This window comes from Pseudomonas sp. BF-B-15 (assembly GCF_019946675.1).
GTDB classification, from domain to species: domain Bacteria; phylum Pseudomonadota; class Gammaproteobacteria; order Pseudomonadales; family Pseudomonadaceae; genus Aquipseudomonas; species Aquipseudomonas migulae.
In genome coordinates this window covers 17,722-30,598 of sequence record NZ_JAGYFZ010000074.1, presented here as the reverse complement: position 1 = coordinate 30,598, position 12,877 = coordinate 17,722, and the positions used below count along the sequence as shown (strand labels likewise).

The following is a 12,877-nucleotide window of genomic DNA, read 5'->3' as shown; positions in this document are numbered from 1 at the left end:
CGCGAAGACGGTGTCACAGTCAACAGAGATAGCGGCTGACACACCGTCTTCGCGAGCAAGCTTCGCTCCTACAGGGGCCTGCGTGTCTCGCGATCGTCGGCAAAACCCGCTATCGTCGCCGCCATTCAAAACGAGGCGAGCATGGGCTATCTACTTTTTGTCACGCTGATCCAGGCGTTTTCCTTCAGTCTGATCGGCGAATACCTGGCCGGACATGTCGACAGTTACTTCGCGGTGCTGGTGCGCGTGCTGCTGGCGGGGCTGGTGTTTATTCCGTTGACGCGCTGGCGCTCGGTGGAGCCTGCGTTCATGCGCGGCATGCTGCTGATCGGTGCGTTGCAGTTCGGCGTGACTTACGTCTGCCTGTACCTGAGCTTCCGGGTGCTGACGGTGCCGGAAGTGTTGCTGTTCACCATCCTCACACCGCTGCATGTGACGCTGATCGAAGACGCGCTGAACCGACGCTTCAATCCATGGGCCCTGGTCGCGGCACTGGTGGCGGTGCTCGGCGCGGCGGTGATTCGCTACGACCGGATCAACCCGGATTTCTTCATGGGGTTCCTGCTGCTGCAACTGGCCAACTTCACCTACGCCGCCGGGCAGGTGCTTTATAAGCATCTGGTGGCGCGTCATCCAAGCGATCTGCCGCATTACCGGCGCTTCGGTTATTTCTATCTCGGCGCATTGGCGGTGGCGTTGCCGGCGTTTCTGTTGTTCGGCAAACAGAACTTCCTGCCCGAAGCACCGCTGCAATGGGGCGTGCTGGTGTTCCTCGGCCTGGTCTCGACCGCGCTGGGGTTGTACTGGTGGAACAAGGGCGCGTGCCTGGTGAATGGCGGGACGCTGGCGGTGATGAACAATCTGCATGTGCCGGTGGGGTTGCTGATCAATCTGCTGATCTGGAATCAGCATGAAGAGCTGGGGCGGTTGTTCTTTGGCGGATCGGTGATTTTGATGGCGGTGTGGATCAGCCGGTTGGGCATCAGACCCACCGCAATCCGCTCTTCGTAGGAGCGAGGCTTGCCCGCGAACGGGGCCTGCCAGGCAACATTGATGTCGGCTGAGGCACCGCCTTCGCGGGCAAGCCTCGCTCCTACAAGGGATGTGTTATTTCTCTGCCAGTTGCGCCACCAGAAACTCGATGAACGTCCGGGTCTTCTGCGGCACCCGGCGTGCCGATGGATAGACCGCGTTAATCGTGATCGCAGGCGCCTGCCATTCACACATCACCGGCACCAACCGGCCAGCCGCCAGCGCATCCTCGACAATGAAGTTGGGCAACAGCGCGATGCCCATGCCGGCCTCGGCTGCCTGGGCGAGCAAGTCGCCATTGTTGGCGTGCAGCGGGCCTGTGACGTTGACCCGTTGGGTTTCCTTGCCGTTGCACAGCTGCAAACTCACGCCGCTTTGCAAATACCCGTAGTTCAAACATTGATGGGCGCGCAGATCCTGCGGCGTCTGCGGAGTGCCTGCGCGTTCGAGATACGCAGGTGAGGCGACCATGATTCGCGGGGCCGGCGCCAGTTGCCGGGCAATCATTGTCGAGTCCGGCATGCTGGCGATGCGGATGGTCACGTCGAAACCACCGCGCACCGGGTCAACCTGCTGATCGCTGAGCACCAGTTGCAGCTCTATGTTCGGGTGTTGTTCATGAAACAGCGGAATCAGCGGCCCCAGCCGGCGCAACCCGAAGGACATCGGCGCATTGACCCGCAGCACCCCGCGTAACTCGCCGATGCCGTTACGGGCACGCTGTTCGGCCTCGTCCAGCGAGGCCAGTACTTCCCGCGCCGCGTCGAAATACTCCGCGCCAGCCTCGGTCAGGTGCAGGCTGCGCGTGGTGCGCTGCAGCAGTTGCACGCCGATGGCTTCCTCCAGCGCCTGAATCTGTTTGCTGACTTTTGATCGCGGCACATCCATTGCCCGTGCAGCGGCGGCAAAGCCGTTCTCGCCGACCGTGACGACGAACGCGCGCATGCATTCGATGCGATCCATGATTGTCCCTATTTTAGAATCAATGATTCTCTATTTTAGGTAATTGTCCCTTTCCTTGCTAGCCCCTAAAGTGACATCCAAGCCGACGACAAAGCCTCTGGAAGCCGCGTCGACTAACCCATTACTGATTTGAATTATCGACATCAAAAGGAACGCGCCATGTCTATTCGTGAACTGCTCAACCCAACCAACTCCGCTCTGATCCTGATTGACCACCAGCCGCAAATGGCTTTCGGCGTGCAGTCGATCGACCGTCAGACCCTGAAGAACAACACCGTCGGCCTGGCCAAGGCCGCCAAGATCTTCAACGTGCCGACGATCTACACCTCGGTGGAAACCGAAAGCTTCAGCGGTTTTATCTGGCCGGAGTTGCTGGCAGTGCATCCGGATCAAAAGCCGATCGAGCGCACCTCGATGAACTCCTGGGAAGACAAGGCGCTGGTTGACGCGGTGAAAGCCACCGGCCGCAAGAAGCTGATCATTGCTGCGCTCTGGACTGAAGTCTGCCTGACCTTCCCGGCGCTGGAAGCCCTGGCTGAAGGCTACGAGGTGTACATCGTGACCGACGCTTCTGGCGGCACCACCAAAGAAGCTCACGACATGTCGGTGCAGCGGATGATTCAGGCAGGCGCGGTGCCGGTCACCTGGCAACAAGTGCTGCTGGAATACCAGCGTGACTGGGCACACAAAGACACTTACGAGGCGGTAATGGAACTGGTGCTGGAACACAGCGGCGCGTATGGCATGGGTGTGGATTACGCCTACACCATGGTGCACAAGGCACCGCAGCGTCAGGTCAAATAACACCGGTGTCGCTAAATCAACTCTGCAACCTGTAGGAGCGAGCCTGCTCGCGATAGCGGAGTGTCAGACGACAGATATGTTGACTGACACGACCTCATCGCGAGCAGGCTCGCTCCCACATTGGGTGATGGGGTTACATGATGTGTTTTTCGGGTTCGGGGATGTGGCTTGCGCCTAGCATCGCCGGGAGCAACCCGGCCCGCAGATCCCCGCCACTCGGCTGCTGATAAAGGCTCAAGCCAAACTCCGGCAGCACCGCCAGCAGATAATCGAAAATATCCCCCTGAATCCGCTCGTAATCCGCCCACGCCGTAGTGCGGGTGAAGCAGTAGATTTCCAGCGGAATCCCCTGCGCTGTGGTCTGCATCTGCCGAACCATGCAGGTCATGTTCGGCTGGACCTCCGGATGGCTTTTCAAATACGCCAGCGCGTAGGCGCGGAAGGTCCCGATGTTGGTCATCCGCCGACGGTTGGCCGACATTGCCGCGACGTTGCCCTGAGCCTCGTTCCAGGCCTTGAGTTCAGCCTGTTTGCGGCTGATGTAGTCGGTCAGCAGATGCACCTGGGACAGCTTTTGCTCTTCGTCATCACGGATGAATCGCACGCCGCTGGCGTCGATGAACAGGCTGCGCTTGATCCGTCGTCCACCGGACTGCTGCATGCCGCGCCAGTTCTTGAACGACTCGGACATCAGGCGCCAGGTCGGAATCGAAACGATGGTCTTGTCGAAGTTCTGCACCTTGACCGTGTGCAGCGTGATGTCCACCACATCGCCATCGGCGCCGACTTGCGGCATCTCGATCCAGTCGCCGACCCGCAGCATGTCGTTGCTGGTCAACTGCACGCTGGCGACAAACGACAACAGGGTGTCTTTGTAGACCAACAGAATCACCGCCGACATGGCGCCCAGACCCGACAGCAGCAACAGCGGCGAGCGGTCGATCAACGTGGCGACGATGATGATCGCGCCAAATACGTACAACACCATTTTCGCCAGTTGCACGTAGCCTTTGATCGAGCGGGTGCGGGCGTGTTCGGTGCGGGCGTAGATGTCCAGCAACGCATTGAGCAGGGCGCTGATCGCCAGCACCAGGAACAGAATGGTGAAGGCCAGTGCGACGTTGCCGAGGAAAATCAGGCTGGTTTTGCCCAGCTCCGGCACCAGGTGCAGGCCGAACTGGATCACCAGCGACGGCGTCATCTGCGCCAGGCGATGAAACACCTTGTTCTGGCGAAAGTCGTTGACCCAGTGCAACGCCGGTTGGCGGCCGAGCATTTTGGTCGCGTGCAGGATCAGGTAACGCGCCACTCGTCCGAGGGTCAGCGCCACCACCAGCAACAGAAGCAGCCCGAGGCCGGAATGCAGGAGCGGATGCTGATCGAGAGCACCCCAGATGTCTTGGACGTTGAGCCAGAGCTGTTTGATATCCATGGGTAAAACCGTTTCTTCTATTGTCCGTGTCGGACCGATTAGAGCATTTAAGACGCTTTGCATGACGTTTAAGGACAAAAGAGGCAACAAAAAAGCCACTGTTTACGGTCGATTGCATAAAGAAACTCGGCCTTCGCGCTCGAAACCGTTACCCTATGCAGCTGTTTTTTTGTATTTCTTCGAGGTAGCACCCGTGTTTTCCCAATTCGCCCTGCACGAACGCCTGCTCAAAGCCGTGGCCGAGCTTAAATTTGTCGAGCCAACGCCTGTGCAAGCAGCGGCTATTCCGCTGGCGCTCCAAGGGCGTGACCTGCGGGTGACAGCGCAAACCGGTAGCGGCAAAACCGCTGCTTTCGTTTTGCCGATCCTCAACCGTCTGATCGGCCCGGCGAAAATCCGCGTCAGCATCAAGACCCTGATCCTGTTGCCGACCCGCGAGCTGGCCCAGCAGACCATCAAGGAAGTCGAGCGATTTGCGCAATTCACCTTCATCAAGTCCGGCCTGATCACCGGCGGTGAAGACTTCAAGGTCCAGGCCGCCATGCTGCGCAAGGTGCCGGACATCCTGATCGGTACGCCGGGCCGGATGATCGAGCAACTGAACGCCGGCAACCTCGACCTGAAAGAAGTCGAAGTGCTGGTGCTCGACGAAGCCGACCGCATGCTCGACATGGGCTTTGCCGAAGACGTGCAGCGTCTGGTGGACGAGTGCACCAATCGCCAGCAGACCATGCTGTTCTCCGCCACCACTGGCGGTTCGGGCCTGCGCGAGATGGTTGCCAAGGTTCTGAACAACCCGGAACACCTGCAGCTGAACAACGTCAGCGACCTGAATGCGACCACTCGTCAGCAGATCATCACCGCTGACCACAACCAGCACAAAGAGCAGATCGTGAACTGGCTGCTGGCCAACGAGACCTATCAGAAGGCCATCGTGTTCACCAACACCCGGGCCATGGCCGACCGTATCTACGGCCGCCTGGTGGCGCAGGAATACAAAGCGTTCGTCCTGCACGGTGACAAGGACCAGAAAGACCGCAAGCTGGCGATCGATCGCCTGAAGCAAGGCGGCGTGAAAATCCTCGTGGCCACCGACGTTGCCGCTCGCGGCCTGGACGTTGATGGCCTGGACCTGGTGATCAACTTCGACATGCCGCGCAGCGGCGACGAATACGTTCACCGCATCGGTCGCACCGGCCGTGCCGGCAACGATGGCCTGGCCATCTCGCTGATCTGCCACGGCGACTGGAACCTGATGTCGAGCATCGAGCGCTACCTCAAGCAGAGCTTCGAGCGCCGCACCATCAAGGAAGTCAAAGGCACCTACGGCGGACCGAAAAAGGTCAAGGCCTCGGGCAAAGCGGTTGGCGTGAAGAAGAAAAAGGTCGACGCCAAGGGCGAGAAGAAGAAAACCGGCGCCAAGGCACCGACCAAGCGCAAAATCGCCAACCGCCCGAAGACCGACGCCCTGTCGCTGGTCAGCAAGGACGGCATGGCCCCGCTCAAGCGCCGCAAGCCGGAAGCCCCGGCTGCTGAATAAAGCGCCGTAGCGATCCCATAAAAAAACCGGACCCAGGTCCGGTTTTTTTTTCGCCCGCAAATTGCACGCACCCCCTGTAGGAGCCGGCTTGCCGGCGATGCGATCTAACCGATACACCGCGGTGCAGCCATCGCCAGCAAGCTGGCTCCTACAGAACGATTACCGGATGACGGAAATCGACCCCAACGCCAGCGCCGCCAACAACATCACCCCCACCGTGCCGATCGTCCATTTCAACGTCATGCGCTGGTTATCGCCGTAGTCCAGATCCAGCAACCCACACAGCAGATACGTGGACGCCACCAGCGGACTGAGTAAATGCACCGGTTGGCCGATCAACCCGGCGATTGCCATCTCCTTGCCGCTGATGCCGTAGTGGCTGGCGGTTTCGGCGAGGATCGGCAGCACGCCAAAGTAGAACGCATCGTTGGTCAGCACGTAGGTGAACGGCATGCTGATGAACGCGGTGATGATCGACATCGAACTGCCGGCCCATTGCGGGATGACATGGATCAGGCTTTCGGAAATGGCCTTGGTCATGCCGGTGCCGCCCATGATGCCGACGAAAATCCCAGCCGCGAAGATCAGCAAGGTCACCGCCATGACGTTATCGGCGTGGCGCGCGATCACCGCTTTCTGCTCTTTGAGGTTGGGGAAATTCACCACCAGGCCGATACCGAACGCGAGCATGAACAACACCGCAGGTGGCATCACCGCGAGCATCATCATCGCGATCAGGGCGATGGTCAGCGCGGCATTGAACAGAAAGCGCCAGTCGTTCAAGCGAAATTCGGTGAAGTGCTCCAGCCCTTCATTGGCGTCGAGTTGCACCACGCCCAAGCGGCGTCGTTCCAGCCGTCCGAGGTACAGCGCCACAAAAATCACCCACACAAGTCCAATGGCCATCAATGGCAGCATCGCCACGAACAGCTCGGTAATGTCGACTTTCATGGCGCTGGCCGCCCGGGAAAACGGCCCGGCCCACGGCAGAATGTTCATCACGCCAATGGCCAGCAACAGCACCGTGGCCATGACTTGCAGGCGCACGCCGGTGCGGCGATACAACGGTAGCAGCGCCGCGCAGGTGATGATGTAAGTGGTGGCGCCATCGCCGTCGAGGCCGACGCAAATTCCGAGAATCGCCGTGCCCAGCACGATTTTCTGCGGATCGCCTTTCACTGCTTTGAGGATCAGTTTGACCAGCGGGTTGAACAATCCGGCGTCGGTCATCATGCAGAAATACAGGATCGCAAAGGTCAGCATCACCCCGGTCGGGGCCAGCATTTTCAGGCCATCGAACATCATCGGCCCCAGTGTCGTGGTGTAGCCGGCCAGGCAGGCAAAGGCGACCGGGACCAGCAACAGCGCAACCAGCGGCGACAGGCGTTTGCTCATGACCAGGTACATGAAGCACGTGATCATCGAATAGCTGAGTAGGGTCAGCATGATTTCCCTCGTTTTTTATAGGTTTTGTCCGGGTATGACGGCGGGCGAAAGCAACGCTTTGTCATTGATAGTGTTCTGTTAGACAGAACATCATTCCTTTTGATGGAACAACTTTCCGGCCAAATTTTTACGCTGTCAAGTTTTTGTCCATTCGTTGACAAGCCATCGAAACCCGGCAGATACTAAAAATAGAACAATATTCTGTCAGATAGAACGTTTATCGAAATGCCCAGAAACAAGGGCTTTCGTGGCGTCTCAGGAGGGCTGGTGATGGGTCATTCGAACGAAATCGATATTCTGGTCAGCGAAGTCGGGCCCCGTGACGGGTTGCAAAGCGTCGCGGCGACCATGCCGACCGAACTGAAACTGAAATGGATCTCCGCATTGGCGAGCGCCGGGCTACGAGAGATCGAAGTGGGCTCCTTCGTGTCGCCGAAACTGCTGCCGCAGATGGCTGATACCGCTGCAGTGGTGGCTTTTGCGCGGACCTTGCCCAACCTGTTCGTGACCGCGCTGGTGCCCAACCTCAAGGGCGCCGAAGCGGCCTTCAAGGCGGGCGTGCAGAAAATCACGATGCCGATTTCGGTGAGCGAACCCCATTCCCTGGCCAACATCCGCAAAACCCACGCCGAGGTTTATCAGGAGGTGCGCAACGTCGTTGCCTTGCGCAACGAGCAGTACCCGCACGTCGAAATCGAGGCCGGTTTGTCGACGGTGTTTGGCTGCACGATCCAGGGCGAAGTGCCGGACGACGACACCGTGCGCATGGCCCTGATCATGGCCGAGCTGGGCGTCAACGAAGTGGGGCTGGCCGACACCGTCGGTTACGCCAACCCGACACAAGTGCGGCGCTTGTTCACCCGGCTGCGCCAGGAATTGCCGGGCATTGCCGGCAGTGCCCATTTCCACAACACCCGCGGCCAGGGCCTGGCCAATGTGCTCGCGGCGCTGGACGTCGGCGTGACCACCATCGACGCGTCTCAGGGCGGCATCGGCGGGTGCCCTTATGCGCCCGGCGCGTCCGGCAACATCGTCACCGAGGATCTGGTGTACCTGCTCGAATCCATGGGCCTGCGCACTGGCATCGACATCGATCGGCTGGTGCAGGCCCGCGAATGGTTGCGCCAGGGCCTGCCGGGAGAAGCGCTGTACGGCTTCATCCCGGACGCCGGAGTCGGCAAGAATTTTCACTATGCACAGAAGGCGCTATGAACATGAGCCCCAGCCAACAACAAAAGCCTCTGCCGCTGGCCGGCATTCGGGTCATCGAGTTTGTCCACATGGTCATGGGACCGACCTGCGGCCTGGTGCTGGCTGACCTCGGGGCCGAGGTGATCAAGGTCGAACCTGTTCCTGCGGGCGACAACACCCGGCGCTTGATGGGCTCCGGCGCGGGGTACTGGACCACCTACAACCGCAACAAGAAAAGCTTCGCCGTCGACCTGAAATCCGCCGAAGGCATTGCTGCGGTCAAAAAGCTGATTGCCACCGCCGATGTGGTCACCGAGAACTTTCGCCCCGGCACCATGGAAAAACTCGGCCTGGGCTACGCCGACGTGAAAGCCATCAAGCCGGACATTATTTACAGCTCCATGAAAGGTTTCCTGCCCGGCCCCTACGAACATCGTACGGCGCTGGACGAAGTGGTGCAGATGATGACGGGGTTGGCCTACATGACCGGCCCGGTCGGCCAGCCTTTGCGCGCCGGGGCGTCGGTCAACGATGTCATGGGCGGGATGTTCAGCGCGATTTCGATTCTGGCGGCGCTGTTGCAGCGTAACCAAGGCGCTCAGGGGCAGTTCGTGCAGACCGGCCTGTTCGAGAATTCGGCGTTCCTGGTGGCCCAGCACATGATGCAAAACGTGGTCACCGGTACACCGGCGGCACCGATGCCGAGTCGGGTTTCGGCGTGGGCGATTTATGACGTGTTCAGTTGCGCCGGTGAAGAGCAGGTCTTCCTCGGCGTGGTCAGCGACAGTCAGTGGAAAAGTTTTTGTGAGGTGTTCGGCTTCGATGCCTTCGGCAGTGATCCGCAGTTGGCCGGCAACAATCAGCGAGTCGCCGCGCGCAAGGTGATCCTGCCGCAAGTCCGCGAATGCCTGGCGGGCATGAGCAAGGAACAGGTGATGGCGCTGTGTGAAAAGGCCGGTCTGCCGTTTTCACCGATCCAGCGACCTCAGGACCTGTTCGACGACAAACACCTGAACGAGTCGGGTGGCATGGCTGAGGTGACGTTGCCTGACGGTCAATCGGTCAAGGTGCCGATGCTGCCGTTTGAAATGGACGGCCAGCGCTTTGGTACGCGCTTGAATGTGCCTGAGTTGGGCAGCCATAGCGATGAGTTGCTGGTGGAGTTGGGTTATTCGGATAGCGATATCAGTGCACTGCATCGCGCTGGCGTGATCAAGTCCGAGGGGTGAAGGGTGGTCGCCCGTTCGCTCAACGGTTAAGGTAGCCGCTGCGCAGCCCGGTGCTGGCGCCGTCCTGAAGTTTTGTCACGAGCGAACATGAGCAAACAAACCCCATCGGAAGACGAACCTTCCACGCCCGCTGCCGAAGGCGGCGTGGCGGCCGTGGATCGCGCCTTTGCGATCCTCGCGGCGTTCGACGTCGGCAGCAACAGCCTGCCACTGGCGGAAATCGCCCGGCGCACCGGCCTGTATAAAAGCACCATCCTGCGTTTGATGAGTTCGCTGGAACGCGCCGGTTTCATCCGCCGCCTCGGCGATGGGCAATACGCCGTCGGCCCCGAACCGCTGCGGTTGGCGCAGGTCTACCAGACCTCGTTCCGCCTGCGGGACGTGATCTACCCGCTGCTGGAATCCTTGTCCGACACGAGCGGCGAAACCTCCTCTTTTTACGTACGGGAAAACGACAGCCGCGTGGTGTTGTTTCGCGTCGAGCCGAAGCGCGCAGTCAGGGTTTCCCTGCATGAAGGTGCACGATTCCCACTGAATGCCGGGGCGTCGGGCAAAGTCCTGCGAGCCTTCGGCGCGCTATCCGAGCCGACCCTCGGTGCGATTCGCGAGCAATTCTGGGCAAGTTCCTTTGGGGAACGGGATCCGGAGACGGCTTCGGTGTCGGTGCCTGTATTCAATGCCGCGTATGAATTGACCGGTGCGTTGACCTTGTCCGGCCCGGCGGAGCGATTCAGCCAGGAGAAAGTTGCCACGGCGTGCGGGTTGTTGCTCGACGCAGCGGCCAGGGCGACCGTCGCGTTAGGCGGGGACAATCGCGAATTGCTCAAGGCGGCTGAGCGCATCACTTAAGCATTGCACAAACCCTTGTAGGAGCCAGCTTGCTGGCGATCTTTCGCGACTCGGTGTATCTGGTCAACCGAATCGCCAGCAAGCTGGCTCCTACAAGGTCAGCTTTCAGCTTTTTTATCTGCTGTTTCCAACTCCCTCAGACGCTGATCGATCAACTGGCACTTGTCCGGCAGATCCGCGCTGGCCGTGCCCAAATCCATTTTCTGCAATTCATCGTTGATCTCCTTGGCCTTCTTCGGATTCTGCTCGGTGAGCTTGGCCACTTCCTTGGCCAGTTGTTCGCGTTTGGCGGTGGCCTCCTCGGGTGTGCAAGCCCAGGCGGGGAGGGCGCAAGCGAGGGTGGCGGCGAGGGTGAGTTTCAGCAAGGTTTTCATGGAATGGGCCTCGATTCCGTTTTGGGCGGTTAATCGGTTGAGGCCACTCGGGACCTTAAAGTTCCGCTTGCTGCACACGGTGAAAACAGCGCCTGGGAATTGTCCTGTTGCCCTTGGTTTTTCTTCCGGCATGCGCTCTGAGGTTTCCTGCCGTTTCCCGGATTGGTCTGCTTCAGGCGATAGCGCTCATCGGTTTGCGTTTCCTGGCAGGATGAATAATTGACGTCAGGATAGTGGCCATCTAACATCGCGCCACTATTTTGCTATTACGCCCTAATTCGAGGGATCGAACATGTCTCTGCCCGCCCTCGTGGCGAGGTTGTGCCTGGCTTTGCTGTGCCTTTCTCCACTGAATCTCGCTCATGCCGCGCCCACTCCCGGTGAAACCGACCTCATCCGTGAACGCCAGGATCGTCTGCTCGAAGAGCAGCGTCGGCGCCTCGAAGAGCTTAAAGAGTTGCCCGGCAAGGAAGTGAAACCGGTCCAGCCCTCGGCACCTGCCGACAGCCGTTGCTTCCCTATCCAGGACATCGAACTCAAAGGCACCGACAGCCTTTCTGCCGGTGAACGCGAACGCTTGCTCAAGCCCTACATCGGCCAATGCCTGGGCGTCTCTCAGCTCAACGAATTGCTCAAGGTCATCACCACTCGCTACATCGAAAAAGGCCTGGTGACCAGCCGCGCTTACTTGCCGCAGCAGGACTTGTCCGGTGGGCATTTAAAAGTCTTGGTCGTTGAAGGGCGGCTTGAAGGTCTGAAAGGTGCGCAGGGCAGCCAACTCTCGGACCGCGAACTGGCCATGGCTTTTCCGGGCCAGAGTGGCGGATTGGTCAATCTGCGTGAAATTGAACAGATGGTTGATCAGCTCAACCGCTTGCCGTCGAATCAGGCGCAGATGGAATTGACCCCGGGCCAGAACGTCGGCGGCAGCGAAATCCTGGTCAAGAACACACCGCAAAAGCCTTGGCGCGTCGGGTTGTCGCGCAGCAACGACGGTCAGCGCAGCACCGGCGAGCAGCAGTGGCGCACGACGCTGGACTGGGACAGTCCGCTGGGGCTGGCCGATCAGTTGATGCTGCGCGGCGGTGGCGATGTGATGACCGATCACCAGCACACATCCAACAACGCAACGCTGTATTACAGCCTGCCGTGGGGCTGGTGGGACTTCAGTTACACCTACACCCAGAACGAGTACCGCACGCAGCTTGTCGCCAACGATTACCCCTTCAAGCTGACCGGCGACACCGAAAACCATCAGCTGCGGGCCGAGCGGGTGATCCACCGCGATGCCATGAGCAAGACCTCACTCAGCGCCGGCCTCTCTTATTTGCGCACCAACAACTTCATTGAAGACAGCAAGCTCAAGTTCAGCAGCAACCGGATTACCGAGTCGCAGTTCGGCATCAATCACGGTCGGCGCGTCGGCAGCGCGTTCGTCAACCTCGACCTGGGTATGCATGAAGGCATCGGCGCACTCGATGCTCAGGGCAATGACCATCCCGCCCCCGGCGAGCCGGATGCGCGTTACCGCAAATACATGGCCGTCGCGTCCTACCTGCAACCGTTCAAGGTGTGGGGCGAGTCGTTCAGTTTCACCAGCCTGATGACCGGCCAGCGCAGTGAAGACGTGTTGTTCAGTCCGCAACGCACCAGCCTCGGCGGGCAATCGTCGATTCGTGGCTACAAGGACCAATCCTTGTCGGGCGACAGTGGCGGTTACTGGCGCAACGATCTGCGCTGGACCCGTCCAGTGAGCGCCGAATGGCTGCGCCCGGTGTTCGCTGAATACGGCACTAGCCTCGGTTACGACCAGGGCGTGATCCGCGGCAATCGTTTCAATGACGATCAGCACGGGCGCATGTCCAGCAACTCGGTGGAGCTGTTTGCACGCGGTCAGCATGTCGCCGCCAGCGTGACCTTCGCCCACTCCCTGGAACGCCCGGACACCCTGACCGAGCGTGAAGCGCCGATCTATTTCCGCGTGGATTTCTTCCTTTAATTTCGCTGCATCGAGACC

The 12,877-nt window shown here is 59.8% G+C and carries 11 protein-coding genes; 7 read left to right on the top strand and 4 right to left on the bottom strand.

Annotated features, from left to right (window positions below; all coding sequences use genetic code 11):
• The first annotated feature begins 141 nt into the window (after window positions 1-141).
• Window positions 142-1,011 (top strand): carboxylate/amino acid/amine transporter, encoded by an 870-nt coding sequence (locus KGA97_RS21265; RefSeq protein ID WP_223481451.1) that lies wholly within the window; start codon window positions 142-144, stop codon window positions 1,009-1,011.
• A 96-nt stretch (window positions 1,012-1,107) separates the two neighbouring features.
• On the opposite strand, the gene KGA97_RS21260 is transcribed toward KGA97_RS21265, so the two are convergent.
• Window positions 1,108-1,995 carry a LysR family transcriptional regulator gene (locus KGA97_RS21260; protein ID WP_008034284.1) on the bottom strand — a complete coding sequence of 296 codons (888 nt, stop codon included), beginning with the start codon at window positions 1,993-1,995 and terminating at the stop codon, window positions 1,108-1,110.
• A 159-nt stretch (window positions 1,996-2,154) separates the two neighbouring features.
• On the opposite strand from KGA97_RS21260, the gene KGA97_RS21255 reads away from it, so the two are divergent.
• Entirely contained in the window at window positions 2,155-2,799 is a 645-nt protein-coding gene (locus KGA97_RS21255) for a hydrolase (RefSeq protein WP_150634053.1), read from the top strand.
• A 133-nt stretch (window positions 2,800-2,932) separates the two neighbouring features.
• Here the strand turns inward: KGA97_RS21255 and KGA97_RS21250 are convergent, their stop codons facing one another.
• A complete protein-coding gene (locus KGA97_RS21250; protein ID WP_008034280.1) occupies window positions 2,933-4,231 on the bottom strand; it encodes a mechanosensitive ion channel family protein in 1,299 nt (432 codons plus the stop codon).
• A 193-nt stretch (window positions 4,232-4,424) separates the two neighbouring features.
• Here KGA97_RS21250 and KGA97_RS21245 point away from each other — a divergent pair, with 193 nt between their 5' ends.
• Window positions 4,425-5,771 (top strand): DEAD/DEAH box helicase, encoded by a 1,347-nt coding sequence (locus KGA97_RS21245; RefSeq protein WP_008034278.1) that lies wholly within the window; start codon window positions 4,425-4,427, stop codon window positions 5,769-5,771.
• A gap of 159 nt (window positions 5,772-5,930) precedes the next feature.
• Here KGA97_RS21245 and KGA97_RS21240 read toward each other — a convergent pair whose 3' ends face one another.
• Window positions 5,931-7,217 carry a CitMHS family transporter gene (locus tag KGA97_RS21240; protein ID WP_008044013.1) on the bottom strand — a complete coding sequence of 429 codons (1,287 nt, stop codon included), beginning with the start codon at window positions 7,215-7,217 and terminating at the stop codon, window positions 5,931-5,933.
• A 270-nt stretch (window positions 7,218-7,487) separates the two neighbouring features.
• Between KGA97_RS21240 and KGA97_RS21235 the strand changes: the two genes are divergently transcribed.
• The 3 genes from KGA97_RS21235 (at window position 7,488) to KGA97_RS21225 (ending at window position 10,486) form a co-directional block, all read left to right on the top strand.
• On the top strand, window positions 7,488-8,429 hold the full coding sequence (locus KGA97_RS21235) for a hydroxymethylglutaryl-CoA lyase (RefSeq protein ID WP_223481450.1): 942 nt from the start codon (window positions 7,488-7,490) through the stop codon (window positions 8,427-8,429).
• Window positions 8,426-9,637: a CaiB/BaiF CoA transferase family protein gene (locus KGA97_RS21230; RefSeq protein WP_008044009.1), complete on the top strand. Its 1,212-nt coding sequence runs from the start codon at window positions 8,426-8,428 to the stop codon at window positions 9,635-9,637. The genes KGA97_RS21235 and KGA97_RS21230 overlap by 4 nt, the downstream gene beginning before the upstream one ends.
• Window positions 9,638-9,724: 87 nt before the next feature.
• Window positions 9,725-10,486, top strand: coding sequence for an IclR family transcriptional regulator (locus tag KGA97_RS21225; RefSeq protein WP_008044008.1), 762 nt, complete (start codon window positions 9,725-9,727; stop codon window positions 10,484-10,486).
• A 98-nt stretch (window positions 10,487-10,584) separates the two neighbouring features.
• Here KGA97_RS21225 and KGA97_RS21220 read toward each other — a convergent pair whose 3' ends face one another.
• Window positions 10,585-10,860, bottom strand: a complete 276-nt coding sequence (locus tag KGA97_RS21220; protein WP_008044007.1) for a hypothetical protein — start codon at window positions 10,858-10,860, stop codon at window positions 10,585-10,587.
• 292 nt (window positions 10,861-11,152) lie between these two features.
• Between KGA97_RS21220 and KGA97_RS21215 the strand changes: the two genes are divergently transcribed.
• Window positions 11,153-12,859, top strand: a complete 1,707-nt coding sequence (locus KGA97_RS21215; RefSeq protein ID WP_223481449.1) for a ShlB/FhaC/HecB family hemolysin secretion/activation protein — start codon at window positions 11,153-11,155, stop codon at window positions 12,857-12,859.
• The last annotated feature ends 18 nt before the right edge of the window (window positions 12,860-12,877 follow it).

Coding starts and splice junctions, on each gene's coding strand:
- KGA97_RS21265 (WP_223481451.1), top strand. CDS start 142: ATGGGCTATCTACTTTTTGTCACGCTGATCCAGGCGTTTTCCTTCAGT.
- KGA97_RS21260 (WP_008034284.1), bottom strand. CDS start 1,995: ATGGATCGCATCGAATGCATGCGCGCGTTCGTCGTCACGGTCGGCGAG.
- KGA97_RS21255 (WP_150634053.1), top strand. CDS start 2,155: ATGTCTATTCGTGAACTGCTCAACCCAACCAACTCCGCTCTGATCCTG.
- KGA97_RS21250 (WP_008034280.1), bottom strand. CDS start 4,231: ATGGATATCAAACAGCTCTGGCTCAACGTCCAAGACATCTGGGGTGCT.
- KGA97_RS21240 (WP_008044013.1), bottom strand. CDS start 7,217: ATGCTGACCCTACTCAGCTATTCGATGATCACGTGCTTCATGTACCTG.
- KGA97_RS21235 (WP_223481450.1), top strand. CDS start 7,488: ATGGGTCATTCGAACGAAATCGATATTCTGGTCAGCGAAGTCGGGCCC.
- KGA97_RS21230 (WP_008044009.1), top strand. CDS start 8,426: ATGAACATGAGCCCCAGCCAACAACAAAAGCCTCTGCCGCTGGCCGGC.
- KGA97_RS21225 (WP_008044008.1), top strand. CDS start 9,725: ATGAGCAAACAAACCCCATCGGAAGACGAACCTTCCACGCCCGCTGCC.
- KGA97_RS21220 (WP_008044007.1), bottom strand. CDS start 10,860: ATGAAAACCTTGCTGAAACTCACCCTCGCCGCCACCCTCGCTTGCGCC.
- KGA97_RS21215 (WP_223481449.1), top strand. CDS start 11,153: ATGTCTCTGCCCGCCCTCGTGGCGAGGTTGTGCCTGGCTTTGCTGTGC.